Origin of the sequence: Streptomyces sp. NPDC018029 (assembly GCF_044327655.1) — a bacterium.
GTDB lineage: Bacteria > Actinomycetota > Actinomycetes > Streptomycetales > Streptomycetaceae > Streptomyces.
Window position 1 is genome coordinate 309,787 of the sequence record NZ_JBIRFV010000010.1, and the last position, 25,911, is coordinate 335,697.

The 25,911-nt window shown below is 72.7% G+C and carries 24 protein-coding genes; 18 read left to right on the plus strand and 6 right to left on the minus strand.

Going from position 1 to position 25,911, the window contains the following annotated elements:
- Window position 1: 1 nt before the first annotated feature.
- From ACH4D5_RS29835 to ACH4D5_RS29855, 5 genes are all read left to right on the plus strand, one after another.
- Window positions 2-721, plus strand: a complete 720-nt coding sequence (locus tag ACH4D5_RS29835; protein WP_398308345.1) for a GntR family transcriptional regulator — start codon at window positions 2-4, stop codon at window positions 719-721.
- Between the two features lie 44 nt (window positions 722-765).
- The gene (locus ACH4D5_RS29840) at window positions 766-3,051 is read left to right on the plus strand and encodes a molybdopterin cofactor-binding domain-containing protein (RefSeq protein ID WP_398308347.1); all 2,286 of its coding nucleotides are present in this window, start codon (window positions 766-768) and stop codon (window positions 3,049-3,051) included.
- Between the two features lie 76 nt (window positions 3,052-3,127).
- The gene (locus ACH4D5_RS29845) at window positions 3,128-4,057 is read left to right on the plus strand and encodes an amidohydrolase family protein (protein ID WP_398308349.1); all 930 of its coding nucleotides are present in this window, start codon (window positions 3,128-3,130) and stop codon (window positions 4,055-4,057) included.
- 88 nt (window positions 4,058-4,145) lie between these two features.
- Window positions 4,146-4,880 (plus strand): hypothetical protein, encoded by a 735-nt coding sequence (locus ACH4D5_RS29850; protein WP_398308351.1) that lies wholly within the window; start codon window positions 4,146-4,148, stop codon window positions 4,878-4,880.
- Complete coding sequence (locus tag ACH4D5_RS29855) at window positions 4,877-6,298, plus strand: UbiD family decarboxylase (protein WP_398308353.1); 1,422 nt, start codon at window positions 4,877-4,879, stop codon at window positions 6,296-6,298. The genes ACH4D5_RS29850 and ACH4D5_RS29855 overlap by 4 nt, the downstream gene beginning before the upstream one ends.
- A 15-nt stretch (window positions 6,299-6,313) precedes the next feature.
- On the opposite strand, the gene ACH4D5_RS29860 is transcribed toward ACH4D5_RS29855, so the two are convergent.
- Complete coding sequence (locus ACH4D5_RS29860) at window positions 6,314-6,685, minus strand: DUF488 domain-containing protein (RefSeq protein WP_398308355.1); 372 nt, start codon at window positions 6,683-6,685, stop codon at window positions 6,314-6,316.
- Between the two features lie 96 nt (window positions 6,686-6,781).
- Here ACH4D5_RS29860 and ACH4D5_RS29865 point away from each other — a divergent pair, with 96 nt between their 5' ends.
- From ACH4D5_RS29865 to ACH4D5_RS29885, 5 genes are all read left to right on the plus strand, one after another.
- Window positions 6,782-8,335, plus strand: coding sequence for a bifunctional phosphatase PAP2/diacylglycerol kinase family protein (locus tag ACH4D5_RS29865; RefSeq protein WP_398308357.1), 1,554 nt, complete (start codon window positions 6,782-6,784; stop codon window positions 8,333-8,335).
- A gap of 84 nt (window positions 8,336-8,419) precedes the next feature.
- A complete protein-coding gene (locus ACH4D5_RS29870; protein WP_398308359.1) occupies window positions 8,420-9,097 on the plus strand; it encodes a GntR family transcriptional regulator in 678 nt (225 codons plus the stop codon).
- A 123-nt stretch (window positions 9,098-9,220) separates the two neighbouring features.
- Window positions 9,221-11,908 (plus strand): pyruvate dehydrogenase (acetyl-transferring), homodimeric type, encoded by a 2,688-nt coding sequence (aceE, locus tag ACH4D5_RS29875; protein WP_398308361.1) that lies wholly within the window; start codon window positions 9,221-9,223, stop codon window positions 11,906-11,908.
- A gap of 146 nt (window positions 11,909-12,054) precedes the next feature.
- Window positions 12,055-12,612, plus strand: a complete 558-nt coding sequence (locus ACH4D5_RS29880; protein WP_398308480.1) for a PadR family transcriptional regulator — start codon at window positions 12,055-12,057, stop codon at window positions 12,610-12,612.
- Between the two features lie 371 nt (window positions 12,613-12,983).
- Complete coding sequence (locus ACH4D5_RS29885; protein ID WP_398308363.1) at window positions 12,984-13,667, plus strand: glycerophosphodiester phosphodiesterase; 684 nt, start codon at window positions 12,984-12,986, stop codon at window positions 13,665-13,667.
- A 50-nt stretch (window positions 13,668-13,717) separates the two neighbouring features.
- Here ACH4D5_RS29885 and ACH4D5_RS29890 read toward each other — a convergent pair whose 3' ends face one another.
- A complete protein-coding gene (locus tag ACH4D5_RS29890) occupies window positions 13,718-14,269 on the minus strand; it encodes a GNAT family N-acetyltransferase (protein ID WP_398308365.1) in 552 nt (183 codons plus the stop codon).
- A gap of 83 nt (window positions 14,270-14,352) precedes the next feature.
- Between ACH4D5_RS29890 and ACH4D5_RS29895 the strand changes: the two genes are divergently transcribed.
- Both ACH4D5_RS29895 and ACH4D5_RS29900 read left to right on the plus strand, forming a co-directional pair.
- Window positions 14,353-14,745 (plus strand): VOC family protein, encoded by a 393-nt coding sequence (locus ACH4D5_RS29895; RefSeq protein WP_398308367.1) that lies wholly within the window; start codon window positions 14,353-14,355, stop codon window positions 14,743-14,745.
- Window positions 14,746-14,947: 202 nt separating this feature from the next.
- On the plus strand, window positions 14,948-16,291 hold the full coding sequence (locus tag ACH4D5_RS29900; RefSeq protein WP_398308369.1) for an NAD(P)/FAD-dependent oxidoreductase: 1,344 nt from the start codon (window positions 14,948-14,950) through the stop codon (window positions 16,289-16,291).
- A 51-nt stretch (window positions 16,292-16,342) separates the two neighbouring features.
- On the opposite strand, the gene ACH4D5_RS29905 is transcribed toward ACH4D5_RS29900, so the two are convergent.
- Together ACH4D5_RS29905 and ACH4D5_RS29910 are read right to left on the minus strand one after the other, a co-directional pair.
- On the minus strand, window positions 16,343-16,879 hold the full coding sequence (locus tag ACH4D5_RS29905; RefSeq protein WP_362999416.1) for a MarR family winged helix-turn-helix transcriptional regulator: 537 nt from the start codon (window positions 16,877-16,879) through the stop codon (window positions 16,343-16,345).
- Window positions 16,876-18,618: an FUSC family protein gene (locus ACH4D5_RS29910; RefSeq protein WP_398308371.1), complete on the minus strand. Its 1,743-nt coding sequence runs from the start codon at window positions 18,616-18,618 to the stop codon at window positions 16,876-16,878. The genes ACH4D5_RS29905 and ACH4D5_RS29910 overlap by 4 nt, the downstream gene beginning before the upstream one ends.
- Window positions 18,619-18,775: 157 nt before the next feature.
- On the opposite strand from ACH4D5_RS29910, the gene ACH4D5_RS29915 reads away from it, so the two are divergent.
- Window positions 18,776-19,330: a DUF5134 domain-containing protein gene (locus ACH4D5_RS29915; RefSeq protein ID WP_398308373.1), complete on the plus strand. Its 555-nt coding sequence runs from the start codon at window positions 18,776-18,778 to the stop codon at window positions 19,328-19,330.
- A 24-nt stretch (window positions 19,331-19,354) separates the two neighbouring features.
- On the opposite strand, the gene ACH4D5_RS29920 is transcribed toward ACH4D5_RS29915, so the two are convergent.
- Complete coding sequence (locus ACH4D5_RS29920) at window positions 19,355-19,993, minus strand: HAD family hydrolase (protein WP_398308482.1); 639 nt, start codon at window positions 19,991-19,993, stop codon at window positions 19,355-19,357.
- A 144-nt stretch (window positions 19,994-20,137) separates the two neighbouring features.
- Here ACH4D5_RS29920 and ACH4D5_RS29925 point away from each other — a divergent pair, with 144 nt between their 5' ends.
- The 4 genes from ACH4D5_RS29925 (at window position 20,138) to ACH4D5_RS29940 (ending at window position 23,447) form a co-directional block, all read left to right on the plus strand.
- Complete coding sequence (locus tag ACH4D5_RS29925; protein WP_398308375.1) at window positions 20,138-21,073, plus strand: M56 family metallopeptidase; 936 nt, start codon at window positions 20,138-20,140, stop codon at window positions 21,071-21,073.
- A gap of 91 nt (window positions 21,074-21,164) precedes the next feature.
- Window positions 21,165-21,881 (plus strand): phosphatase PAP2 family protein, encoded by a 717-nt coding sequence (locus tag ACH4D5_RS29930; RefSeq protein ID WP_398308377.1) that lies wholly within the window; start codon window positions 21,165-21,167, stop codon window positions 21,879-21,881.
- A gap of 52 nt (window positions 21,882-21,933) precedes the next feature.
- Window positions 21,934-22,629, plus strand: a complete 696-nt coding sequence (locus ACH4D5_RS29935) for an HAD family hydrolase (RefSeq protein WP_398308379.1) — start codon at window positions 21,934-21,936, stop codon at window positions 22,627-22,629.
- 158 nt (window positions 22,630-22,787) lie between these two features.
- The gene (locus ACH4D5_RS29940; protein ID WP_398308381.1) at window positions 22,788-23,447 is read left to right on the plus strand and encodes a TetR/AcrR family transcriptional regulator; all 660 of its coding nucleotides are present in this window, start codon (window positions 22,788-22,790) and stop codon (window positions 23,445-23,447) included.
- Here ACH4D5_RS29940 and ACH4D5_RS29945 read toward each other — a convergent pair.
- The gene (locus ACH4D5_RS29945) at window positions 23,444-24,946 is read right to left on the minus strand and encodes an LVIVD repeat-containing protein (RefSeq protein WP_398308383.1); all 1,503 of its coding nucleotides are present in this window, start codon (window positions 24,944-24,946) and stop codon (window positions 23,444-23,446) included. The two genes, ACH4D5_RS29940 and ACH4D5_RS29945, sit on opposite strands and share 4 nt — an antisense overlap.
- A 174-nt stretch (window positions 24,947-25,120) precedes the next feature.
- Between ACH4D5_RS29945 and ACH4D5_RS29950 the strand changes: the two genes are divergently transcribed.
- Complete coding sequence (locus tag ACH4D5_RS29950; protein WP_398308484.1) at window positions 25,121-25,780, plus strand: DUF305 domain-containing protein; 660 nt, start codon at window positions 25,121-25,123, stop codon at window positions 25,778-25,780.
- Window positions 25,781-25,911: the final 131 nt, after the last annotated feature.

Here is a 25,911-nt window from a genome sequence, read left to right on the forward strand (position 1 = left end):
GATGTCCACGCAGAGGGCGGTGAATCCGGTGGCGGCGGGGAGCCTGCTGGCGGAGCGGGCGTACGAGGAGCTGAAGAGCGCCGTGCTCGCGGGCCGGCTGCGCCCCGGCGACGCCCTGTCGGTGCCCGCGCTGGCCGTGCAGATGGGCATCAGCCGCAGCCCCGTCCGCGAGGCCGTGCAGCGGCTCATCCACGACGGTCTCGCCACGCACGCCGCCCACCGGGGCGCCGTCGTCTCCACGGTCGACATCGAGGACGTGCGTCAGCTCTACGTCGTGCGTGAGGTGATGGAGGGCCTGGCGGCGCGGCTGGCGACGGAGCGTCTTGACGCCGCCACGGTCGACGAGCTGCGCCGCCTCCTGGAGCGCCACGAGGCCGTCGTCGCCTCGGAGTTCGACGAGCAGGCGCACGTCGAGATGGACATGGCGTACCACCGGCTGATCCGCGAGGTGGCGGGCAACGACCATCTGACCGCCGCCCTCGACACCATCCAGGGCAAGGCACATCTGGCCCTCCACTCGCTGTGGCGCAGCCCGCAGGCCCCGCGGCTCGCGGTCGACGAGCACCGGCGCATCTTCGAGGCGATGACGGCGGGCGACCCGGACGCCGCCGAGCAGGCCGCCCGGGACCACATCAGGCGCCTGCGGACCCGCCTCTCCCAGGCCGTGACGGCGGACCCGGCGCAGGACACGGACCGCAGGGCGGTACGCCCCATCGCGTAGCCGCGCGGCCCATCAGCCGTACCAGGGAAGGGATGTGACTGCCCGTGGACACCGCCACCGGTGTGCGTCGCGGCGTCGGCGAGAGCGTCCGCCGCCCCGACGGCAGGCTGAAGGTCCGTGGCGACTTCGCCTACGCGTCCGACCTGCGCTGGGACGGCATGGTGTGGGGCGCGACCCTGCGCAGCCCGCACCCCCACGCCCGCATCCTGCGCCTGGACGCCACCCGGGCGAGGCGGCTGCCGGGCGTGGTGGCGGTGCTCACCCACGAGGACGTGCCGGGGCGGCGGCGGTACGGGATGAAGGTCGCCGACCAGCCGGTGCTCGCCGAGGACCGCGTGCGCTATCACGGCGAGCCGGTCGCCCTGGTGGCCGCCGACCATCCAGAGACGGCCCGCCGGGCGCTGCGCCTCATCGAGGTGGAGTACGCGGAGCTGCCCGCGCTCACCGACCCCCGGCAGGCGCTCGACGGCACGGGTCCGCCGGTCCATGAGCGGCGGGTGGACGGCGGGCAGGGCAACGTCGTACGCCACGTCCGCATCCGGCACGGCGATCTGGCCGCCGCGCGGGCGTCGGCGGACGTGATGGTCTCGGGAACGTACGAGGTCGGGATGCAGGACCAGGCGTTCCTCGGCCCGGAGGCGGGGCTCGCGATACCGGGCGAGGACGGCGGCGTGGACGTGTACGTGTCCACGCAGTGGCTCCACGACGACCGGCACCAGGTGTGCGCGGCGCTCGGTCTGCCGCCCGAGAAGGTGCGGCTCACGCTGTCCGGCGTGGGCGGCGCCTTCGGTGGGCGCGAGGACGTGTCGGTGCAGATCCACGCGGCGCTCCTCGCGCTGAAGACGGGCCGCCCGGTGAAGATGAGCTACCACCGCGAGGAGTCCTTCTTCGGTCACGTGCACCGCCATCCGGCGCGGATGTGGTTCGAGCACGGTGCCACGCGCGAGGGCAGGCTCGTGTTCGTCAGGGCGCGGCTGCTCTTCGACGGCGGGGCGTACACCTCCACGTCGCAGGTCGTCATCGCGAACGGCTCGTACTTCGCGGCGGGCGCCTACGACGTGCCGCACGTCGAGATCGACGGCTACTCCGTCTTCACCAACAACCCTCCCTGCGGGGCGATGCGAGGCTTCGGGGCCGTCCAGTCGTGCTACGGCGTGGAGTCCAACCTCGACAAGCTGGCCCGTGAACTGCACGTAGATCCGGTCGAGTTACGCGTACGCAACGCCATGACGACCGGGACCGTGCTGCCGACCGGGCAGGCGGTGGACGGTCCCGCGCCCGCCGCGGAACTCCTCGAAAGGCTCCGCGCCCGCCCCCTCCCGGCCGCCGCCGATGGCCCCTTCGGGCTCCCCGGCGGCCTCAACAACACCTCGCACGGCGAGGGCGTCAGGCGTGGTGTCGGATACGCGATCGGGGTCAAGGCGATCGGCTTCTCCGGTGGCGTCGACGACCGCTCGGTGGCCCGCGTGCGGCTCTCCCTCGTGAACGGCGAACCCGTCGCCGAGGTCCACACGGCGGCGGCCGAGTGCGGGCAGGGCATCGTCACCGTCCAGGCACAGATCGTCCGCACCGAGCTCGGCGTGGACCGGGTCGTGGTCCTCCCCGCGGACACCCGGGTCGGCGACGCGGGCTCGGCATCCGCGTCGCGGATGACCTGGATGAGCGGGGGCGCGGTCCAGGGCGCCTGCGGGGAGCTGCGGGAACGGCTCGCCGGTCTCGGCGACCGTCCGCTCCCTGAGCTCCTCGCCGAGGCCGGTCCGCTGGAGGCGGAGTACGAGTTCGCGCACCGCCGCACGTACCCCGTCGACCCCGAGCGCGGGCAGGGCGACGCGCACATCGCGTTCGCGTTCGCGGCGCACCGGGCGGTCGTCGACGTGGACACCGACCTCGGCCTGGTGAAGGTGGTGGAGCTGGCCACCGCGCAGGATGTCGGCAAAGCGATGAATCCCCTGGCGGTGGAGGGGCAGATCGAGGGCGGCAGCGCGCAGGGGCTCGGCCTCGCCCTCATGGAGGAGCTGCGGATCTCCGACGGGCGGGTGCGCAATCCGTCCTTCACCGATTATCTGATCCCCACCATCGCGGACATGCCGCCCGTCCCCATCGACCTGCTCGAACTCCCGCACCCGGACGCGCCGTACGGCCTGAACGGCGTGGGCGAGCCGCCGACCCTGTCGTCGACCCCGGCGATCGTCAACGCGCTGCGCGACGCGACGGGCCTGGCTCTGCCCAGGGTGCCGGTGCGCTCCGAGGACATCATCGGGCCCGAGCACGCCCACGGCGCCGAGCGCTCCCACGCCCCCGAGCGCTCCCCCGACACGGAAGGGAGGTGAGGCGGGCCCTCCCCTGGGTCCCCGAACGGTCCACCACAGACACACGGTCGGCACCAGCCGGGAAGGAACGAGCACCTTGATCATCGACACCCATATGCACCCCACGAACATCGTGGACCAGGCGTGGCGGCACGACGGTTCCCCGTTCACGGGCGAGCGGACCATCGAGATGATGGACGGCCCGTACATGATCAACGGCAAGCCGCGCCGGATCGACTACGGCTGCATCATGCCGCCGCCCGGCAACAGCGTCTGGCAGGACGGGATGCGTACCGGCCGTGAAGGCATCCGTGACTACATGGCGTACATCACGGAACTGGTCCAGCGGTACCCGGACCGGTTCATCGGGAACTTCATGTACAACCCGCGCTTCGGGCCGGAGAACGGCGCGAAGGAGCTGGAGTTCCACGTCAAGGAGTACGGCTACAAGATGGTGAAGCTGCATGCCAACATGCATGCCTACCGTCCCGACCGGGCCCTGGACTGGCTCCGCCCCGTCCTGCGGGTCTGCGACAAGCTGGGGCTCGTCGTCCTGATCCACACCGGGGACGGGCCCTACTCCATTCCGACCCAGTTCTACCCGATCATCCGGGAGTTCAAGGACGTCAACTTCATCCTGGCGCACTTCGGGGTGCAGACGGGCGGGGTGTACTGCTTCGAGGCGCTGTACATGATCCTCGACTCGCCCAACGTGTACGGGGAGTCGGGCTGGCTGCTCCAGTCGCGGATCGTGGAGTTCGCCCAGCAGATGGAGCGCCACCAGCTGGTCTTCGGCACGGACTCACCGCCGAACGAACCGGGCATGTGGGCGCGGGAGTTGGAGGTGCTGTGCGGTCCGCCGCCGCAGGGCATGCACCTGTCCGAGGAGGACCTGGAGGGCTACCTCGGGAACAACATGGCCAAGCTGCTCGGCCTGAAGCCCACTCCCCCGCCGCGCGACCAGGCAGAGGCGCAGCTGCGGCTGAAGGACACGTACGCCTCGCCGGCCACGGTGTCGGGGCCGTAACCGCGCGTTCAGGGCCGCCCTCGGAACACCGGGGGCGGCCCGCCCTGCCCTCAGCCCGTCTGCACGGCGACGAGAAACGGACTTCCCCATGCGGCGCATCGGCCACCTCCTCCCCTCCACCTCACTCGGCGCCGAGCGCTGGGTGGCGCAGATCTGCGCGCCCCTCTCAGTGGAAGCCGTGCACCCCACAGCGCGGGCCACGCTGCCGGAGCAGCTGTGCGGTCCGGCGATCGCGGGCGCCCAGGCGGTCGAACTGGAGCGTGGTGCGGCGCAGTTGGCGCAGGCGGGCGCGGACGTCGTCGTGTGGAACGGCGGCTCGTGCGGGCTGCACGGCTTGGCGCACGCCCGGGCCGTCGTCCGCACGATCGAGGCCACGGCGGGCGTGCCGGCCTCCACGGTCACGCTCGGCCAGCTCGACCTCCTGGCCCGGCACGCCCTGCCCTCGCTGGCCCTGGTCACCGCGGGGTCACGGGAGAGCGCCGGGCGCGTCGCCGACACGTACGTCGCCGCGGGGCTGCGTGTCACCTCGGTCACCGCGCTCGGTCTGGGGACGCCTCGGGAGGCGGCGGAGCTGCCGGTGGCGCGGCTGCGGCGGCTGCTGCTCGACGCGCGGCACCGGCGACGCGCGGTGTCTGGTGGTGGCGGGCACGGAGCTGCCGGTGGCGCCGGTGGCGGCGCTCGTGGAGCGGGAGCTCGGCAAGCCGGTGTTCGACGGGGCGCGGGTCGCGGTGCACACGGGCATGGAGCTCCTCGGCCTGCATGTCAACTCCCCTGCTTGGGGCGGGCTGTTCGCCTCCGGCGTCCACGCGGGAGTGTGCTGTGACACGCACTGACGGGGCATCCGCCGAGGCGGCCACGTACACGAGCACGCAGGATCTGCGCGCGTTCCTGCGCGCCCACGGCCCCGAGCAGGCCGACGACGTACTGACCGTGGAGCGGGAGATCGAGGGCGAGGACGTGGCCGCGCTGGTCATGGAGCTCGCCGGTCGGGGCCGGGCCGACCTCCTTGTGTGCCCGCGGATCAAGGGGCTCGGCACGACGCTGATCACCAATGTCTTCGCCTCGCGGGACCGCATCGCCCGGCTGCTCGGCACCGACCGCGCGGGGCTGCACCGCGCCTACCAGGCGGCCGCCGCGCGCCGCCGGGAGCCGCGCGTGGTCGCCGACGGGCCGGTCATGGAGGTGGTGGAGGAGGGTGACGCGGTGGACCTCGGCACGCTGCCGCTCATCCGGCACTTCGCCTCCGACCGCGCCCCCTACATCACCAACGGCATCATCACGGCGGAGGCACCGCCCGCCACGCCCGGTCGCGCGGGCAACCTCAGCTACCACCGCTCCATGGTCCATTCCCGCACCGAACTCGCCACGAGCCTGCACTCGCGCGGCCATCTGTGGCAGCTCCTGAGGCTCGCCGAGGAGCGGGGCGAGGTGCTGCCGGTGGCGATGGTCATCGGCGCGCACCCGCTGTTCCTGCTCGCCGCGTCGGCCCGGGTCGGCCCCGACGTCGATGAACGCACCATCGCGGGCGGCCTGTTCGGAGCGCCTCTCGATGTCGTGCGGACCCCGCGCCGCGGCATCCGGGTGCCGGCCGGGGCCGAGATCGTGCTGGAGGGATTCATCGATCCGGGGCGGCGGGCGGCGGAAGGGCCGTTCGGGGAGTTCTCCGGCTACTCCTCCGACCGCTCCACCAACAACGTCCTCACCGTGGAGACGGTCCTGCGCCGCCGTGACGCCCTCCTCCTCGACGTCGTCGGCGGCAACACGGCCGAGCACCTCAACCTCGCCAGGCTGCCCCGCGAGGCGGAGATGGCCGACCAGCTCCGCCGCCGCTTTCCCGAGGTCACCGCCCTGCACTACCCCACCTCCGGGACGCACTTCCACGCGTACGTCGCCCTGCGCCAGGCCCGCCCCGGCCAGGCGCGGCAGATCATGCTGGCGCTGCTCGGCTGGGACCCGTATCTGAAGACCGTCGTCGCGGTCGACGAGGACGTGGACGTCACCCGTGACGCGGACGTGCTGTGGGCGATGGCGGCCCATCTGCAGCCGCACCGCGACCTGTTCGTCGTCGACGGCCTGCCCGGCAGCCCCCTCGATCCGTCGTCGACCACGAACGGCACGACATCCCGCATGGCCCTGGACGCGACGCGGGGCGCGGACTTCCACGGCGTACGCATCCGCGTGGAGCCGCGGCGCATGGAGACCGCGCGGCGCCTGCTCGACGGGGAGGCGCCGTGCGGCTGACCTCTCCGCGCCGGCTCACGGTGACTTCAGTACGTCGACCAGGACCCGCACATGTCCGTGCGGCAGGTCCTTGGTCGCCGTGAGCAGGGTCAGCCGCCCTGCGCGTGCGACGGCGCGCAGCCGGTCCAGCTCCGCCGCCCGGTCGTCGTCCGCCAGTTCCTGCCGGTAGCGCTCGGCGAACGCGTCGAACCGCTCGGGGTCGTGGTCGTACCAGCGGCGCAGTTCGGTGGAGGGCGCCAGCTCCTTGTCCCACGTGTCGAGAGCGGCCCGCTCCTTGGAGACGCCCCGCGGCCACAGCCGGTCGACGAGGACCCGGGCCCCGTCGTCCCGCTCCGCGGTGTCGTAGATCCGCTTGACCTGTACGTCGAGGGGGCGGCTCGTCATCATGTCGACATTGTCCGCCCGCCGGGCGGTGACCGCGCGCGTGACCCGTTCGGGCGAGCAGCGCGGGCCGTGGCCCTCGCGCCCTGTTCCAGTGAGGCCATGAGGCGACGGATCAGCAGCATCGACCGGCGGTGGTTCGCACGGGTGGCGTCCGCGCGGCTGCCCGGCGCGGACCAGGTGCTGCCGCCGCTCAGCGCGGCGGCCGACCACGGGCGGCTCTGGCTCGGTTCGGCGGCGGCCCTCGCGGCCGTCGGCGGCCCCGCGGCCCGGCGCGCCGCGCGGCGCGGAGCGGGCTCCCTCGCGCTGGCCTCGCTGACGACGAACGTGGTGGCGAAGTACGCGGTGCGCCGGCGCAGGCCAGGCCTCGACGCGGTGCCCGTGGTGCGGCGTCTTTCGAAGGCGCCGTGGACGTCGTCGTTCCCGTCCGGGCACTCTGCGTCGGCGGCGGCGTTCGCCGTGGGGGTGGCCCTGGAGGCGCCCCGGTACGGCGCGGTGATCGCGCCGGTCGCGGCGGCCGTGGCCTTCTCCAGGGTGTACGTGGGGGTCCACTATCCCGGCGACGTGCTCGCGGGCTGTGCGCTGGGGGCGGCGGCCGCCGCGGTCACCTGCTACTGGTGGCCGCCGCGCCCCTCGCCCGCGCGGCTGCGGCGGACCCGGGTGCGGGTGCCCGCCCTGCCGGAGGGCGAGGGCCTTGTCGTGGTCCTCAACTCCGGTTCCGGAAAGGGCGTGCCGGGACGGCTGCCCGCGCGCGAGCACGTGGAGCTGCTGCTGCCGAAGGCCGAGATCGTGGCGTGCGAGCCGGGGGACGACCTCCGTGAGGTGCTGGACAAGGCGGTGGCGCGGGCGACCGGGTCGGCCGGCGTGCTCGGCGTCTGCGGCGGCGACGGCACGGTGAACGCGGTCGCCCGGCGGGCCGCGGATGCCGGGCTCCCGCTTGCGGTGTTCCCCGGCGGCACCCTCAACCACTTCGCCCTCGACGTGGGTGTGCCCACCTTCGAGGACACCGCGCACGCCGTGCTGCGGGGCGAGGCCGTCCGCGTCGACCTGGCACGGGCGCGCGACGGCGAGGGCGCGGACGTGACCGGCTTCGTCAACACCTTCAGCATCGGGCTCTATCCGGAACTGGTGCGCAGGCGCGAGAAGTTGGAGGGCCGCATCGGCAAGTGGCCCGCGGCGGCGTGGTCGGTCGTGGAGGTGCTGCGGACGGCGACGCCGCTGCGGATCCGGCTCGACGGCCACGACCGTGTGCTGTGGCTGCTCTTCGCGGGCAACGGCCAGTACGTGCCGGACGGCCTCGCGCCCACACACCGGCCCCGCATGGACGACGGTCTGCTCGACATCCGTACCGTCGACGCCGAGGCTCCGCTCGCCCGCACCCGCGTCGCCCTCTCCGCCCTGGGCGGCGCGCTGCGGCGCTCCCGGGTCTTCCGCGCCGAGCGGGTCGAACAGCTCGGGCTCAGCGGCCTGGAGGACGTGGCCACCCTGGCGTACGACGGCGAGACCGCACCCGCACCGGACTCCCTGCTCCTCGACAAGCGGCACGCCGCGCTGACGGTCTACAGCCCGGCCGCACGCCTGGACGAGATCGCACAGCGGGCCCGCACCATGACACGGGCGGCCAACCGCCGTCCCCCGCGCCGCGATCCGGCCTGATCCCTGTCGCTCTCGCCCCTCGGCCAGGTACCGTACGGCCTCGGATGATCGATCATAGTTGATTTACGTCACCGGAGACCTCAGATGAACGCCGATGTACCGACCCGCATCCCTTCCGTCCCCGCCCCCGTGGCTCGCGTCCCCCTCAGCGAGCAGGTGCGCGACTTCGTTCTCGAAGGCCTGCTGAACGGCCGTTGGCAGCCCGGCGACCGGATCGTGGAGCGCCGCATCGGCATGGAGCTCGGCGTGAGTCAGACGCCCATCCGCGAGGCGCTGCGCGATCTGCAGGCCATGCAGCTGGTCGAGTCGATCCCCAACAAGGGCATGCGCGTCAAGGAGCTGACACCCGGACAGCTCACCGAGGTCTATCCGGTGCGGGCCGCCCTGGAGAAGCTCGCCGCCGAGCTGGCGGTGCACCGGATGGGCGGCGACGTGGCCGTACTGGAGCACCATCTGCGGCGGCTGCGGGAGTTGGCGGACGCGGCCGACATCGACGGGCAGATCCACCACGGCGTGGAGTTCCACCGCGAGATCGTCCGCGCCTCCGGCAATCAGGTGCTGCTGCGCAACTGGGAATCCCTCGCCATCGAGCTGTGGACCCGGCTCTCCCTGAAGTGGCTGCGCACCGAGCCGCACGAGAACGCGTGCGACCACGAGGCCATCGTCGAGGCCTTCCGTCGGCAGGATCCGTATGTGGGCCGGCTGGTGCAGCTCCACGTACTGAACTACGCGTCGCCGTCGGCCTCCCGCGACGCAGAATGATCGATCATCGCTCATTACTGACGAGTAAGCGTTGACCCCACATATCTACGACTCCTAGATTCGGATGCACGGAAACGATTTTCCACATCCTGGAATTCGTGGGTACGTGAAAGGGGATCACCCGTGTCCCAGCTCGACCAACTTCCCGACCAGGACCCGACCGAGGTCGCCGAATGGCGCGAATCTCTGGACGCGGCCGCCCGGTTCGGCGGTCCCGGCCGCGCCGCGCACCTGCTGCGCCGGCTCGCCGAGCACGCCCTGCAGACCGGGATCGACCTCCCGCCCCTGCTCGAGACGCCGTACGTCAACACCATCCCGACCGCCGCCGAGCCCGCCTTCCCCGGCGACGAGGCGATGGAGGCCCGGATCACGGCCTGGAACCGCTGGAACGCCGCCGCGATGGTCACCCGCGGCAACCAGCGCGGCGGGCTCGGCGGGCACATGGCCACCTTCGCCTCCGCCGCCTGGCTCTACGAAGTGGGCTTCCAGCACTTCTTCCGCGGCAAGGAAGCCGACCACTCCGGCGACCAGCTGTACGTCCAAGGGCACGCGTCGCCCGGCATCTACGCCCGTGCGTTCCTCGAAGGCCGCCTGACCGAGGGCCAGTTGGACCGCTTCCGGCAGGAGGCGGGCGGCGACGGACTGCCCTCCTACCCACACCCGCGGCGGCTGCCCTGGCTGTGGGAGTTCCCCACCGTGTCGATGGGCCTCGGCCCGCTCTCCGCGATCTATCAGGCGCGCTTCAACCGCTATCTGGAACACCGCGGCATCAAGGACACCTCCGGCTCGCACGTCTGGGCCTTCCTCGGCGACGGCGAGATGGACGAGCCCGAGGCGACCGCAGCCCTGGCGCTCGCCGCTCGCGAGGAGCTCGACAACCTCACCTTCGTCATCAACTGCAACCTGCAGCGCCTCGACGGTCCCGTGCGCGGCAACTTCAAGATCGTGCAGGAGCTGGAGCGGCAGTTCCGCGCCGCCGGCTGGAACGTCGTCAAGTCACTGTGGGGCTCGGCCTGGGACCGGCTCCTCGCCCAGGACACCGACGGGGCGCTCGTGCGACATCTGGGGCGGATCCCCGACGGCCAGTTCCAGACCTTCGCCGCCCGCGACGGCGCCTACATCCGCGAGCGCCTCCTCGGCGCCGACCCGGCGCTGCGCCCCCTGGCCGACCGGCTCACCGACGCACAGCTCGAAGAGGTCATCGGGACGTCGCGCGGCGGTCACGAGCCGCGCAAGGTGTACGCCGCGTACCGCGCCGCCGTCGAGCACCGAGGGGCACCGACCGTCGTCCTCGTCCAGACCGTCAAGGGCTGGACGCTCGGCCCCGGCTTCGAGTCGCGCAACGCCAACCACCAGATGAAGAAGCTCTCGGGCAAGGAGTTCCGCGCCATGCGCGACCTGCTCGAACTCCCCATCCCCGACAGCGCGTTGACCGACGATCTGGTGCCGTACGCGCATCCGGGCGAGAACTCCCCCGAGCTCGCCTACCTCCGTGAGCGGCGTGCCGCGCTCGGCGGCCCCGCCCCCGCCCGCACGGTCGTCGCCAAGCCGCTGCGGGTCACCGGCTCCGCCGTGGCCGACAAGGCCTTCGCCGCGCTGAAGAAGGGCTCGGGCACGCAGGAGATCGCCACCACCATGGCGTTCGTACGGCTGGTCAAGGAGCTGATGCGGGACAAGGAGACGGGCAGGCGCTGGGTGCCGATCGTGCCGGACGAGGCCCGTACGTTCGGCATGGAGTCGCTGTTCCCGTCGGCCGGGATCTACTCGCCGCTCGGTCAGACGTACGACCCGGTCGACCGCGACCAGCTCCTCTACTACAAGGAGGCGCGCGACGGTCAGATTCTCAACGAGGGCATCACGGAGGCCGGTTCGCTCGCGTCGCTGACCGCGGCGGCCACCTCGTACGCCACCCACGCCGAGCCGATGATCCCGTTCTACATCTTCTACTCGATGTTTGGCTGGCAGCGGACGGCCGATCAGTTCTGGGCGCTCGGCGACCAGTTGGGCCGCGGCTTCGTCATCGGCGCGACGGCGGGGCGGACCACGATGACCGGCGAGGGCCTGCAGCACGCCGACGGGCACTCGCACCTGATCGCCTCGACCAATCCGGCCGCGATCAGCTACGACCCCGCGTTCGCGTACGAGGTCGCGGTGATCGTCGAGGACGGCCTGCGCCGCATGTTCGGCCCCGACGCGGAGGACGTCTTCTACTACCTCACCGTCTACAACGAGACGAAGGTCCAGCCGCCGATGCCGCCCGGCGACGGCGTCGAGGAGGGCATCCGGCGCGGCCTGTACCGCTACAAGGAGGCCGCGTCCCCGGTCCCCGACGCCCCGCGCCTGCAGCTCCTGGCGTCCGGCACGGCCATCCACTGGGCCCTGGAGGCCCAGCGACTCCTCGATGAGGACTGGGGTGTCGCGGCCGATGTGTGGTCGGCGCCGTCCTGGACCGAGCTGCGCCGCGACGCACTGGCCTGCGACGCCGCGAACCTCGCGGCCGCGTCCCACGAGACGGGGGCGGGCGGCCGTGTCCCGTACGTCACGCGGGCCCTGGCGGGCGCCCCCGGCCCGGTGGTGGCGGTGAGCGACTGGATGCGGGCCGTGCCCGACCAGATCCGGCCGTGGGTCGAGCAGGACTGGACGTCCATCGGCACGGACGGGTACGGCCTCTCCGACAGCCGCGAGAACGCCCGCCGCCACTTCGGCGTGGACGCCCAGTCGATCGCGGTCGCCGCCCTGGCCGCCCTCGCGCGCCGCGGCGACGTCAAGCCGGAGACGGTGCGGGAGGCCGCCGCGCGTTACGGCCGGTAGGCGCCGGTCGGGCACGCCCTTGCGCCGGGAGCGTGCCGTTCACTTCAATGCGGCGTATGGCAGCCCGTCGAACGACCTCGCAGCAGCAGGTGGCCGCTGACTCCAACGGAACCCCTGATGGCGGGCTGCCGCCGACCGCGTGGGCCGTGCTCGGGCTGCTCTCCTTCCCCGGGGAGCGGACCGGGTACGAGCTCAAGAAGTGGGCCGACGCCTCGCTCCGCTTCTTCTACTGGTCGCCCGCCATCAGTCAGATCTACGCCGAGCTGCGCCGCCTCGAAGCGCTCGGGTACGCCACGTCACGGCGCTCGGGGCCGGAGGCGCCCCGCACCAAGCGCGCGTACGCCATCACGGATGCGGGCCGCGCCGCGCTGGCCGCCTGGGCGGGCGGCGGCGAGGACGTGGGCCCGCCCGTCCTCAAGCATCCACTGCTGCTGCGGATCTGGCTGGGGCACCTCACCGCCCCGGAGCAGTTGCGGGCGCTGGTCGCCGGGCACATCGCGCGGACCGAGGACGAGCTGCGGGAGGTCAGGGCCGCGCTCGCGCGGGCGGACGGCGCGCCGGCGTGGTCCCACCCCCTGGTCGCGCTGCGGTGGAGCGAGCGGCGCCTGGAGTCGGAGGTGGAGCTGGCGGAGGCGATGCTCGACGACCTCGACAACCTCGACAACCTCGTCGAGCCGGACGCGGAGACTGCCGCGCCGAACTGACCGCACCGAATCGACCGTGCCGAACCGACCGCGAGCCGACCGCGAAAGCGCGTCCGGTCAACCCGTGGAGGACTCGCCCACGCCCGGGTGAAGCGACTCGCCCCGGCGGCGCTCCCGGCGGTAGGACGGACGGGCCAGCCGTCCCCCGTCGTACGGAGCCGCGTACCCGTGAGCACCCGCGCCGTCCTTGTCGCCGCCCTGATCACCGGGCTCCTGCTCGGCATCTCGGGAACCAGAGCGGACAGCTCCACTCACTCGCGTCCACCCGGTTCTCACGCCGAGGCGGGCCATTAGGCTGCGACATTGCCGCACGGCTTCATCCGTCCTCGCCGCGCGGTAGCCGAGCCTCCGTCGACGGAAGCGAGTGGATCTTGAACTTCCTCACCATCGGTCATCGCGGGGTCATGGGTGTCGAACCCGAGAACACCCTCCGTTCGTTCGTCGCCGCGCAGGCGGCGGGCCTCGATCTCATCGAGCTCGATCTGCATCTGAGCAAGGACGGCGCCCTCGTCGTCATGCACGACGCCGACGTGGCCCGCACGACCGACGGCAAAGGGCCGATCGCCGAGAAGACCCTCGCCGAACTGCGCGAGCTCGACGCAGGCCGCGGCGAGCGCATCCCCGTCTTCGAAGAGGTCCTCGACGCGGTGAAGGCGCCGCTGCAGGCCGAGATCAAGGACGTCGCCGCCGCGCGCGCCCTCGCCGAGGTCATGCACCGCCGCGACCTGGTCTCCCGGGTGGAGGTGATCTCCTTCCACGACGAGGCGATCGCCGAGATCGCGCGCCTGGTCCCCGGGGTGCGCACCGCGCTCGTCGCCAGCCGCTACGGAACCGACGTCGTGCAGCGCGCCACCGCCGTCGGCGCCACCACGCTCGTCCTGAACATCCGGCGCCTGACCCTGGAGATCGTCGAGCACGCCAGGAAGGCCGACCTGCGGATCATCGGCTGGGTCGTGAACACGCAGGACGACCTGCGTCTCGTCCGGGCGCTGCAGCTGGACGGGGCGACCACCGACTACCCCGAGATCAAGCGGACCGGTCGCTTCACGGCCTAGCCGCGGCTCGGCGGGGCTCGGCGCGGCTCCGCGCGGACTCGGCCCCGGCCTCAGCCGATGTCCTTGACCAGCAGTTCGAACTGCAGGTCGTCGCGCTGCGGGATGCCGAAGCGCTCGTCGCCGTACGGGAAGGGGGTCATCTTTCCCGTACGGCGGTAGCCGCGCCGCTCGTACCAGGCGATGAGGTCCTCGCGGGCGGATATCACCGTCATGTGCATCTCGCGGACGCCCCACGTCTCGCGCGCCGTCCGCTCGGCCTCGGCGATGATCTCCTTGCCGAGTCCCGCGCCCTGCAGCGCCGGGCTCACCGCGAACATGCCGAAGTAGGCGTGGTCACCGCGGTGGGCGAGCTGGCAGCAGGCGACGAGGACGCCGTCCCGCTCGACGGCGAGCAGCCGGCTCGTGGGCGACTCGATGACCTCGACGACGCCCTGCGGGTCGGTGCGCTGCCCCTCCAGGAGGTCCGCCTCGGTGGTCCACCCGGCCCTGCTGGCGTCCCCTCGGTACGCCGACTCGATGAGCGCGACGAGCGCGTCGACGTCGGCGGTGTCGGCGTCGCGGTAGGTGAGTTCGCCGGAAGCGGGGCGCGGGGCGGTGTCCATGGAGCTGACTCTCCGAAACTCTTGGCGCGATATGGGGCGCCGTCGAGCCTAACGCCCGGCGGGGGCGGCTAGGGTGCGGCCGCATGGTGCACGTACTGAGCGGCAGGACGCTGCTGCGCCCCACGGATCCGGAGCGCTCCCGCGCCTTCTACGGCGAGGCGCTGGGACTCGCCGTTCACCGGGAGTTCGGCACCGGCCCCGAGCGCGGCACCGTCTACTTCCTCGGCGGTGGCTTCCTGGAGCTCTCCGGCCGCTCCGCCGCCCCGCCCGCCCCCGGGATGCAGCTGTGGCTCCAGGTGGCCGATGTCCGGGCGGCGCACGCGGAACTCGTGGAGCGCGGCGTCGAGGTGCTGCGCCCGCCCGTCCAGGAGCCGTGGGGGCTGATCGAGATGTGGATCGCGGACCCGGACGGCGTCCGGATCGTCCTCGTCGAGATCCCCCGCGACCATCCGCTGCGCTACCGCCCCGGGATCTGAGGCGGACCGTGGGTCCCCGTGGGCAGAACGGCGCACGCGTGTGAAGCACGTCACACGCGCAATCCATCCGGGATGCAGGGGTACATGGCCACGGGTACGGTCCGCAGAAGATCTTCCACAGCCCTGACAGGCCCGACGGCCCAGAACCCGACAGGCCCGACAGCCCTGAAGTCGATCTCCAACAGCCCAGGAGAGACATCACATGGCAGCTCCCCGGATCCTCATCGTCGGCGGCGGATTCGCCGGCATGGAGTGCGCTCACAAGCTGGAGAAGAAGCTCTCGCCACACGAGGCGGAGCTGCGGCTGATCAGCCCAATGGACCACCAGCTCTATCTGCCTCTGCTGCCGCACGTCGCCTCCGGAGTCCTCACTCCACAGTCGGTCGCGGTGCCGCTGCGCCGGATGCTGCGGCGCACCAGGATCGTGCCCGGCGGCGCCATCGGCGTCGATCCCAAGGCCAAGGCCGTGGTCGTACGGAAGATCAACGGCGAGGAGGTCGTGGAGCGCTACGACTACCTGGTCCTGACCCCCGGCAGCGTCACGCGGCAGTTCGACATCCCCGGCGTCGACAAGCACGCGGTGGGCGTCAAGACGCTCGCGGAGGCCGCCTGGATCCGCGACCACGTCATCTCCCAGCTGGACCTGGCGGCGGCGAGCACGAGCCGCGAGGAGCGCGAGCAGCGGCTGCAGTTCGTGGTGGTCGGCGGCGGGTACGCGGGCGTGGAGACGGCCGCGTACCTCCAGCGGCTGACGTGTGCCGCCGTCAAGCGCTATCCGGGCCTCGACGTGTCGCAGATCAAGTGGCACGTGGTGGACGTCGCGCCGAAGCTGATGCCCGAGCTGGGCGAGCGGCTCGGCGACAAGGCGATGGAGATCCTCCAGCGCCGGGGCGTGAACGTCTCGCTCGGCGTGTCCGTGGCGAAGGCGACCGAGGACACCGTCACGCTCACCGACGACCGGGTCCTGCCGTGCCGCACGCTGATCTGGACCGCGGGCGTCGCGCCCAGTCCGCTCATCGCGACGCTGGGCGCCGAGACGAACCGGGGGCGGCTCGTCGTCCGGCCCGACCTGACGGTTCCCGGGCTCGACGGCGTCTTCGCGCTCGGCGACGCGGCGGCCGTGCCGGACGTGGTCAAGGGCGGCGACGCGATCTGCCCGCCGACCGCGCAGCACGCCATGCGCCAGGGCTGGGCCGCGGCGAAGAACGTCCTCGCGGCGCTGCGCGGCTTCCCGCTCGCCGACTACCGGCACAAGGACATGGGCCTGGTCGTCGACCTCGGCGGCATCCAGGCGGTGTCCAAGCCCATGGGCGTGCAGCTGACGGGGCTGCCGGCCCAGGTCGTGGCGCGCGGCTACCACCTGGGCGCCCTGCGCACCGTGACCGCACGCTTCCGCACGGCCGCCAACTGGGGGCTCAACGCGCTCGCGGGCGACGACTACGTCCGCACCGGCTTCCAGGCCCAGCGTCCCGCCACGCTGAAGGACTTCGAGATGACCGACGCGTATCTGACGCCGGAGGAGATCAGCAAGCGGGTGGCGGCCTGAGCCCGAGGCCACCGGCTCTTGGCGGCTCGGCGCCCGGCGCCCGCGTCGCTCTCAGCCCCGGCGCACCCCGAGGCGGCCCTCCAGCTGGGCGAGCAGCTCCCCGAGGAGCCCGCTCAGTTGGCCCTGCCCGGCTCCGTCGAGGACGGACAGCACGACGGTCTCGTACGCGAGCTGTTCGGGCAGGATCGCGTCGACGAGGTCGCGCCCGGCCTCGGTCAGGCCGACGTGGGCGACCCGGCGGTCCCGCGCGTCGGCGCGCCGGTCGACCAGCTCCCTCTCCTGGAGGAGTTTGAGGCGCTTGGTGACGGCGGCGCCGGAGGAGAAGGTCTCGCGGGCCAGCTCGCCGGGCGTCAGTTCGTGCCCCGTGCGGCGCAACGCCCCGAGCAGGTCGAACTCGGCGCGGGTCAGGCCCGCGCGGCGCAGCGGAGCGTCCTCCGCCTGCTGAAGGAGGGCCGCGCAGCGGTTGATGCGGCCGATGACCTCCATGGGTCCGGTGTCGATGTCGGGCCGTACCGCTCGCCACTGCCGCACCACCGCGGCCACGGTGTCGCCACCGGGGCCGGCCACCGGGCCGTTCTCCGTCGTCATGCTCGTGCGCCCTCCCAGGCGTCGGCGGCTTCCTCGCGGGGCCGCGTCCCCTGACCGTTCTCACCGCGCTGACCAGTGGGTCGGCGGACTATCGCCGCGAGCGTACGGTGTCCGGCGCGCTCGGCGTCGAGCACCCGCTGTTCGGGCAGGGCGCGCTGCCACCATTCGCCGGCCGCGGCGTCGGCGGAGGCGCGCAGTTCGACGAGGGCGGCGGTGAGGCGGCGCCGCGCGGGTTCGACCGGACCCGCCCCGGCGAGCGCGGCCTCGGCCTGCTCCCTGGCCAAGTCGGTGGCTTCGATGGCCCGCTCTATGTGGTCGGCGGCGCGCCGGTTGGTGACGAGGACCGCGGCCGCGACGCCGAGCACGGCGCCGACGAGGGTGTCCACGACACGGTCGATGATCAGTTCGCCGGGCTGCTGGAGGCGTGCGAACTCGGTGACGAGCAGCGCCATCGGCGTCACGCACACGCTGCCGAGCCAGTAGTTGCGGGTGATCAGCGCCTCCGCCCCGAAGGCGAGGACCAGGCAGCTGACGATGAGCTCGGCGTGGCCCAGGTGGGCGAACGGCGCGATGGCGGCGAAGGCGCACACCCCGACGAGGTTGCCGACCACGCGCTGCACGCCGCGGTTCCAGGTGAGGGTGAGATTGGCCTGGTAGAGGGATGCCGCGGTGACCAGGGCCCAGTAGGGGCGGCCGATGCCGAGCGCGAGCGAGGCGTAGCCGGCGAGGGCGCAGCCGACGGCGGTGCGCAGCGCGATGGGCAGCAGCGGGGAGCCGGGGCCGAGCCGCCGCCACAGCGGAACCTTCGGAGCGGCGAGTTCGGCGTCGAGGCCGAGGAGTTCGTCCTCCTCCCCGGGGTGGAGGCCGCCGGGGCGCGGGACGGCGCCCGTGCCGCGCAGTCCTGCCGCCCAGGAGCGCAGCGCGGCGGGGTCCGCCCCGGCGGGCGCGGCGAGGGCTTCCTCGGCGCGGACGACGAGCCGGGACAGGGCGCGCCGGGCCGCCGTGGTGCGGGCGCCGGTGGCGAGCAGTGACTGCCAGGCGGCGTGCACGGCGCCGGCCGCGGCGGCGCGGGCCCGCTCGGTGCCGGGCGCGTCGGCGTCGGCGCGCGCGGCCTGTGCGTACGCGGCGGTGGCGTTGAGGGCGCGTGCGGTGGCGCGGCGCTCGGGTCCGTGCGGGCGGAGCAGGGCCGGTGCCATGCCGACGAGCCAGGCCAGGGCGCCGCCGGTGAGGGTCAGCGCGAGGTGGCCGGGGACCTGGCCCATGGTCTGCGGCGCGAAGAGGCTCGCGGAGCTGATGAAGGTGAAGATCAGGTGCCCGGGCGGCCCGACGCGGGTGGCGTCGCAGAGCGTCTTCTGCGCGGCGGCGAGCAGCGCGCCGACCGCGACGAGGACCGCGGCTGAGCTGGTCAGCGAGGCGGTGACCAGGGCGACGGCGACGCTCGCTGTCATCCCCGCGACGACGCCGGCCAGGACCCGGGCGCGGGCGGCGTAGGGGAGGTTGTGGGCGTACAGGGCGCAGAAGGACCCGGCCATCGTGTACATCACCAGGTCGAGCCGCCCGAGGGCGAGCAGCGTCAGGTTCGGTGCCGCGTTGGCCACGACGACGCTGGTCGCGGGCTTAAACCAGATGTCGGACGGCTTGCCTGGGCGCAGCACACCGGCGAGCGGGAGCCGGCGGATACGGGCGGGGCGGGGAGCGGGGTGCGGGGACGGGTTCAGGGACGGCGGCGTACTGCTCATACCCAAAAGGTTAGCAAGTGTTTTACCTGCAAACGATCTGGGTCGGGAGCGCCCCCGGGCCGCTCCCCCGCGCTCCCCTTGCACCCCTGTGCGCTCGCGTACGGCCCCGCGGACCCGGGCATCGACCCGACGACACCGTCTACAGGGGGAGGGTGCGGTGCACGGACCTGCACAGGCCGCCTGGCTGCTCGTCGCGCTGTGCGCGGCGACCGGGGCCTACTGTCTGCTGCGGATGCGCAGCCGGATCGAGGAACAGCGCCGCACGGCCGGCGGCGAGGCGCTCATGGGGTTCGGGATGGCGGTGATGGCGGTGCCCGCGGCCGTGGTCGCGCCGCCGCGCTGGGCGTGGCTTGTCTACGCCGCGGTGTTCGGTGCGGCCGCGCTGCACACCGCGCGGGCCGCCCGCACGAACCGCCACCACCTCCACCACCTGGTCGGCGCGTCCGCCATGGTCTACATGTCGGTGGCGATGGCCGCGGCACCCGGCGCGCACGCGGGGCACGGCGCCACCGGCGTCCCGCTGCTCACCGGCGCGCTCCTGCTCTACTTCGCCGGGTACGTCCTGTGGTCGGGCGCGCGCCTCGCGCCCCGGGCGGTCGCCGCGACGGCGGGCGGTGCCGCGGTGCCGGGGTGGGCGGACCGCCCCGAGGTGGCGTCGGCGTGCCGGGTGTCGATGGGGATAGGGATGGTGGCGATGCTGCTCACGCTGTAGGCGCCGCCCGCGCCCCGGCGCGGTTCAGTGGTCGATCAGCCCCGCCAGCGCGGTGAGGCTTTCGATGCGCCAGTCCACCGCGTCGGCGACGGCCGGGTCGTTCGCCCAGAAGTGCCCCCACGGGCCGCGCCTGATGTGGGCCGCGAGCAGCCCCGCCCGCTTGGCGGGGAACACGTCGTGCGCGGGGTGGTCGCCGACGTACAGGGTCTCCTGCGGTCCGGCCTGGGCCACTTCGAGCACCCTGGTGAAGAAGGCGGGATCCGGCTTGGCCACGCCCCAGTCGCCCGACGTGACGACGAGGTCGGCGGGCAGGTCGAGGTCGCGCAATAGCTCGGCCGCGCGCGGCGTCCCGTTCCCGGCGACGACGACGCGGACGCCCAGCTTCTGGAGACCGCCGAGGGCGGGCCGCACGTCGGCGTAGAGGTCGGCCTCGCTCAGGTGCTCGCCCCGGCCCGCGGTCTCGCGGGCGTGGTAGGCGGAGGCGATGTCCATGTCCGGGCTGACGAACCGCAGCGCGTCGGCGCCGTCGCCGCCCTGCGCGACGGCGGCGCCGACGAGCGCGGAGAGGGTGTGGCGCGGCACCTGCAGCCAGTCCGCCCAGGCCGCCCAGTAGCGGTCGTCTTTGGTGAGGGTCTCCCCCACGTCGAACACGATGGTCTCGATCACCGTCCGCACACTAACGCCGTCCCGGCCCGTGGGCCGCGGTCGTCACTCGTACGTGAGATACGCCCGTGTCGGCCGTGGCGTGCGTCACTTGGGACGGCAGCCCATACCCTCGGGTAGCCCGACCCTCATAGGCTGGGCCGCATGATGGTCCCCGTCGCGCTGTTGCTGCTGGGCGCCCTGACCGCTGTCGTCGCCCCCCGGATGCTCGCGCGGGCCGACTGGCCGGAGCGCGAACCCGTGGTCGCGCTGTGGGCTTGGCAGTGCGTCGTGGCGGGTGTCCTGCTCTGCTGCGCGCTCTCGATGACGCTGAGCGCCGCCGCCGCGTGGCAGGCCGTGCGCGGACACGTCTTCGCCCCCGCTCCGCACGGTGTGGTCGAGGCGTACGCCCTGCAGGCGCCCGGCCCTTGGGCCGCGGCGACCGCTGTGGCGCTGGCCTGCGGAGGCGTGTGGACGGCGGTCATGCTGACCCGGGAGATCGCCCGGGCGCGGGCCCGGCGGGCCGGCCGGCGGTCCGAACTGCTCGTACGGTCGCCTTTGTTGCCCGGCGAGGAGCCGGGGAGCAACCGTCTCGTGGTCCTGGAGGGTGAGCGCCCCGACGCCTGGTGGCTGCCGGGCCAGGCGCCTCAACTGGTCATCACCACCGCCGCGTTGCGGCGCCTGAAGGGCCGTCAGCTCGATGCCGTCCTCGCGCACGAGCAGGGGCACGCACAGGCCAGGCACGACTGGCTGCTGCACTGCTCGGGCGCGCTGGCCGTCGGATTTCCGCAGGTGCGGGTCTTCGCGGCGTTCCGTGCGGAGATGCACCGTCTGGTGGAGCTCGCCGCCGACGACGTGGCGTCGCGCCGCTTCGGCCGGCTGACGATCGCCCTCGCCCTGGTCGAACTCAACGAGGACCGCGGCGTGTTCGGCCCCTGCCCGGCCCATCAGGCGCACGTCCCGCAGCGCGTGCACCGGCTGCTCGCGGCCCGCCCGCGCCTCACCGCGGGACGCAGGCTGCGCCTGACGGCGACTGCGGCGCTCGTGCCGGTGATCCCCGTCCTGGTCACGTTCGTGCCGGGCCTGCGCGCACTGGGGTAGGAAGCTTTCCCGAAGCTACCCCGGGGCCGACACGCGCCCGACCCCGCCCCCGGGATGGCCTCCGCCCCGCCCCGTCGGCGAGGATCAACGCATGTACCCCGCGCCCCCCGACTCCCCGACCCGACCGCCCGGCTCCCGCGCCGCCGTCACCGCGGCGGCCCTCGCCGTGCCGTCGCTCCTGCTGCTCCTCCTCGTCGCACTGGAGTGGCGGCCCCTGCTCTCACTCGACGGCGACATCGCGCGCACCACGCACCGCTGGGCGGTGGACGATCCCGCCACCACGCGGGTCAGCCGGATCCTCACCGACTGGGTGTGGGACCCGTGGACGATGCGTGCGCTGACCGCGGTGGTGGTGATCTGGCTCGTGGTGCGCGGGGCGCGGTTGCTCGCGCTCTGGGTCGCCGGCGCCTGCCTGACCGGGTCGGTCGTGCAGCAGGGGCTCAAGGCGGCGGTCGACCGGCCGCGCCCGGTGTGGCCGGACCCGGTGGACTCCGCGCACTACGCGGCGTTCCCTTCCGGGCACGCGATGACGGCGGCGCTCGTCTGCGGACTGCTCCTGTGGCTGCTGCGCGTGCACGGCGCGGGCCCCGCCCTGTGGCGGACCGGCCTGGGTCTCGCCGCGGTCTCCGTCGCCGGGGTGGGCCTGACCCGGATCTGGCTCGGCGTGCACTGGCCTTCGGACGTCGTGGGCGGTTGGCTGCTCGGGGCCCTGACGGTGGCGCTGACGGTGGCGACGTACGCGTACGGCCCCGGCAGGCACACCACGGAGAACACACACGACACGCACGACACGGACGGCACGGGCTGACCGCTCTCCCCCTCGGCTCTCCCCCTCGACGACGCTTCGGAGGACTCCGCACATGACGATCAAGGGCGTGCTCTTCGACTTCTCCGGGACGCTGTTCCGGATCGAGTCGGCCGATTCCTGGCTGCGGGCCGTGCTCGGCGAGCTCGAAGTGGCGTTGCCCGACTGGGAGTCGGGGTCTGCCGCCGAGGCTCTGGAGAGGGCGGGCGCGCTGCCCGGCGGGGCCCACCCCGGCGAGGTGCCCGGGCACCTCGCCGGGCTGTGGGCCGTCCGCGACCGGAGCGCGGAGCTGCACCGCGCCGCGTACACCGGCCTCGCCCGCGAGGTGCCGCTGCCCGATCAGCGGCTGTACGACGCGCTGTACGACCGGCACATGACGCCTCCCGCGTGGCAGCCCTACGCCGACGCCGCGGAGGTCCTCGCGGGGCTGCGGGAGCGGGGCATCCGTGTCGCGGTGGTCAGCAACATCGGCTGGGACCTGCGGCCCGTCTTCCGCGCCCACGGGCTCGATCCGTACGTCGACGCGTACGTCCTGTCGTACGAACACGAGATCCAGAAGCCCGACACGCGCCTCTTCGCGCTGGCCTGTGACGCGCTCGGGGTCGACCCGCGGGACACCCTCATGGTCGGTGACGACCGGGGAGCCGACGGGGGCGCGGCCGGCCTCGGGTGCGCGGTGCACTTCGTCGACCACCTTCCGGTGGACCGGCGCCCGGACGCCCTGCGCCCCGTGCTCGGCCTCGTCGGATGACGGACGGCCTGACGGGCGCACGCCTGTGGGCAGGCAACACTCCCCCGCGGTGCTGCCTGCCCCAGGCTCCAGCGACCCGTGCGAGGTCTCTGTCGAGACGCCGCCTCGGGACGCACTGAGTATATTGGCTCGGAGCCAGTCAACGCAGGAGTTACAGGATGTCCCCGCGTAGCCCATCGGTCAATGAAGAATTGCGCAGACGTTCCCGGGAGCGGCTGCTGCAGGCGACGGTGGAGCTGGTGGGCGAGCGGGGTTACGAGGCCACGACGCTCGGCCACATCGCGGACCGGGCGGGCGCCGCCCGCGGACTGGTGTCGTACTACTTCCCCGGCAAGCGCCAGCTGCTGCAGTCCGCGGTGCACCGGCTGATGCACCGCACGCTGGAGGCGGCGCTGGAGCGGGAGCCGCGCACCGAGGACGGGCGCGAGCGGATGGCGCGGGCCATCGACGCGATCCTGGGGCTGGCCGTCGACGAGCCGCTGCTCATGCGGACGCACATGGCGGGCATCCTGCAGGCGGAGGGCTTCGTGCAGTGCCCGGAGCAGCAGCGGCTCGCGGAGCTGCTGCGCGACACCGTCGTGCGGTACGGCTCGCCCGATGTGGACCGGGACTACCCGCTGCTGCGGGCGCTTTTGATGGGCGCGGTCTTCGCGCTGCTCATCCCGGGGGCGCCGATGCCGCTGGTGACGCTGCGGGCCGAGCTGTTCCAGCGGTACGAGCTGGACTGGGGGCTCGGAGTCCCGCCGGGCGGCGCACCACCCGACGGGACCTCGGCGAACCGGCCGATGGGGCCTCTGCCCTCGGTCCGGCCCGGCTAGTCGAAGTAGTCCGGCTGCGTCTGGACGTTGAGCTCGTGCAGGCGGACCCGCTGTGCGGGGTCGGTCCGCTTGTCGTTGATCTTCAGGACGTCGAGGCCCTTGGCCATGTCGTTGGAGTAGACGCGGCCGTTGTAGTAGTACGCCGACCAGGAACCGCCGGTCGTGATCTTGTCGGTGGTGAGCGGTCCGCGCTCGAAGTAGCCGATCTCCTTGGGCTTCCTGGAGTCGGTGAAGTCCCAGACGGAGACGCCTCCCTGGTACCAGGCCTGCACCATGAGGTCCTTGCCCCTGACGGGGATCAGCGAGCCGTTGTGGGCCACGCAGTTCTCGGTGTCCGCCTGGTGGCGGGGGATCTTGAAGTAGCTCTTGAAGACCAGCTTGCGCTTGTCGCCCTTGCCCCGGATGTCGTAGATGCCGTTGGCGCCGCGCTCGGGGCCGGTGGCCGCGTTGCAGGTGGCGCCGGAGCCGCCGCCGAGCTCGTCGGTGAAGACGACCTTGTCCGCCTTCTGATTGAAGGTCGCCGAGTGCCAGAACGCGAAGTTGGTGTTGTCCTGGACCTGGTCGATGATCTTCGGGTTCTCCGGGTCCTCGATGGAGAAGAGGATGCCGTCGCCCATGCAGGCGCCCGCCGCGAGGTCCTCGGAGGGCAGCACGGTGATGTCGTGGCAGCCGCTGGTCTTGCGGACGCCCGGGTTGGTGGGCCCGCCCGGGTTGCCGCCGCCGTCGGGGCCCTCACCGGGGAAGAGCACGGGGAAGTTCACGACCGCCGCCCGCTCCGGGGCCTTGCGCGGCACCTTGATGACGGAGATGCCGTCGTGCGGCGGCTGGCAGTCGGGGAACGCGGCGTCCGGGGAGTACGAGGAGACGTACACGTAGACGTTCCTGCGCTCCGGCACCAGCGTGTGCGTGTGCGAGCCGCAGGCGGTCTCGACGGCGGAGACGTACTTGGGGTTCGCCTTGTCGCTGATGTCGAAGATCTTCATGCCCTCCCAGGAGGACTTCTCCGTCGCGGGCTGCGTGGTGCTGTTGCAGGAGTTGTCGCTGCGCGAGGAGTCCGTGGAGAGGAAGAGGAGGTCACCGGAGACGGAGACGTCGTTCTGCGAACCCGGGCACAGGACCTGAGACACCGTCCTTGGCGCCTTCGGGTTGCTGATGTCGAAGATCCGGAAGCCGTCGTAGTTGCCGGCGAAGGCGTACTTTCCCTGGAACGCGAGGTCCGTGTTGTTGCCGGGCAGTGCGTCCTTGGGGATGTTGGCCAGGTGCTCGATGTTGTCCGAGTGGGCGATCTCGTCGGGCGCGGGTATCTCCCCGCGTTCGACGGCCTGTCTGGTCCGGTCGGCGTCGCTCTTGGAGACGCTCTTGGGTGCGGCGGGAGTGTCACCGGGATCGGGGACGGCTCCCGCGGGCGCCGCGGTCAGCAGCGCGGCCAGCAGTCCGGCTGCCGCCGTGCCGACTGCCAGCCGTCTGCGCCGGGTTCGGGGGTTGCTCAACAGGGTCACTGCGTCCTCCCTTGTCGCCGTTCACAGGGGAACGGGTCACGGACACCCGCAGTATCGTGCTCATCATGCACATATCAATAGGGGGCGGCAGGCTCTTAAATAGGGGGCAGCAGACTCTTCACCGGAGTTGCGAACGGACTTGCAAACGGATGTGTGAACAGCCAGGAGGCCGCTGTGCTCAACCGTCGTACGCCCGCCGTCACCGCGCTCGTGGCCGCCGCGGCCCTCGTCCTCGCGGGGTGTGACTCCGGCACGGGCGGCGGAGGCGGGTCCGACGCCGGGCGCGAGGCGTCACCGGGGCCTTCGGTGATCGCGCCGGGCAAGCCGGGCGAGACCGCGGCGACGATGTCCGCGAAGGACGCCGCGCGGCAGAGATCCGAGGACGACTCCCCCAACACGGCCGACTTCACCTACACGCAGATGATGATCGTGCACCACGGCCAGGCCCTGCGGATGACCGAACTGGCCCCGAAGCGGGCCGGTTCGAGCCGGATCAAACGGCTCGCGTCACGCATCGGCGCGGCCCAGCGCCCGGAGATCGACGCGATGAAGGGCTGGCTCAAGAAGCACGGCGGCCCGCGCGGGCACGCGGGGCACGATCACGCGACGATGCCCCGCATGGCCCGCGAGGCGCAGCTGAAGCAGTTGCGCGCCGCGAGGGGCAAGGCGTTCGACCAGCTCTTCCTGAAGCTGATGATCACGCATCACAGCGGGGCGGTCACGATGGCCTCGGATGTGCTCTCCGAGGGCAACAACATCCAGGTCGAGGAGATGGCGAACGACGTCGTGGCACAGCAGTCGAGCGAGATCGGCAGGATGCGGGAGATGGGGTGACGTCATCCGCGCCCCCGGCACTCCCCCTGGCCGGCCGAGGCCTGTGACGGCGCGTGCACGGACAGGCGCACACCCCTGACATCGCGCGGCTCCCGGTGCGATCCTGAAACCGTCCCGAGCGCGTCTCGCGG

What these genes read in the sequence shown, in the direction of transcription:
- ACH4D5_RS29865 (WP_398308357.1), top strand. Translation starts at nt 6,782, where the DNA reads ATGAGGCGACGGATCAGCAGCATCGACCGGCGGTGGTTCGCACGGGTG.
- ACH4D5_RS29895 (WP_398308367.1), top strand. Translation starts at nt 14,353, where the DNA reads ATGGTGCACGTACTGAGCGGCAGGACGCTGCTGCGCCCCACGGATCCG.
- ACH4D5_RS29940 (WP_398308381.1), top strand. Translation starts at nt 22,788, where the DNA reads ATGTCCCCGCGTAGCCCATCGGTCAATGAAGAATTGCGCAGACGTTCC.
- ACH4D5_RS29930 (WP_398308377.1), top strand. Translation starts at nt 21,165, where the DNA reads ATGTACCCCGCGCCCCCCGACTCCCCGACCCGACCGCCCGGCTCCCGC.
- ACH4D5_RS29905 (WP_362999416.1), bottom strand. Translation starts at nt 16,879, where the DNA reads ATGACGACGGAGAACGGCCCGGTGGCCGGCCCCGGTGGCGACACCGTG.
- ACH4D5_RS29910 (WP_398308371.1), bottom strand. Translation starts at nt 18,618, where the DNA reads ATGAGCAGTACGCCGCCGTCCCTGAACCCGTCCCCGCACCCCGCTCCC.
- ACH4D5_RS29935 (WP_398308379.1), top strand. Translation starts at nt 21,934, where the DNA reads ATGACGATCAAGGGCGTGCTCTTCGACTTCTCCGGGACGCTGTTCCGG.
- ACH4D5_RS29835 (WP_398308345.1), top strand. Translation starts at nt 2, where the DNA reads ATGTCCACGCAGAGGGCGGTGAATCCGGTGGCGGCGGGGAGCCTGCTG.
- ACH4D5_RS29890 (WP_398308365.1), bottom strand. Translation starts at nt 14,269, where the DNA reads ATGGACACCGCCCCGCGCCCCGCTTCCGGCGAACTCACCTACCGCGAC.
- ACH4D5_RS29850 (WP_398308351.1), top strand. Translation starts at nt 4,146, where the DNA reads ATGCGGCGCATCGGCCACCTCCTCCCCTCCACCTCACTCGGCGCCGAG.
- ACH4D5_RS29900 (WP_398308369.1), top strand. Translation starts at nt 14,948, where the DNA reads ATGGCAGCTCCCCGGATCCTCATCGTCGGCGGCGGATTCGCCGGCATG.
- ACH4D5_RS29870 (WP_398308359.1), top strand. Translation starts at nt 8,420, where the DNA reads ATGAACGCCGATGTACCGACCCGCATCCCTTCCGTCCCCGCCCCCGTG.
- ACH4D5_RS29925 (WP_398308375.1), top strand. Translation starts at nt 20,138, where the DNA reads ATGATGGTCCCCGTCGCGCTGTTGCTGCTGGGCGCCCTGACCGCTGTC.
- ACH4D5_RS29860 (WP_398308355.1), bottom strand. Translation starts at nt 6,685, where the DNA reads ATGATGACGAGCCGCCCCCTCGACGTACAGGTCAAGCGGATCTACGAC.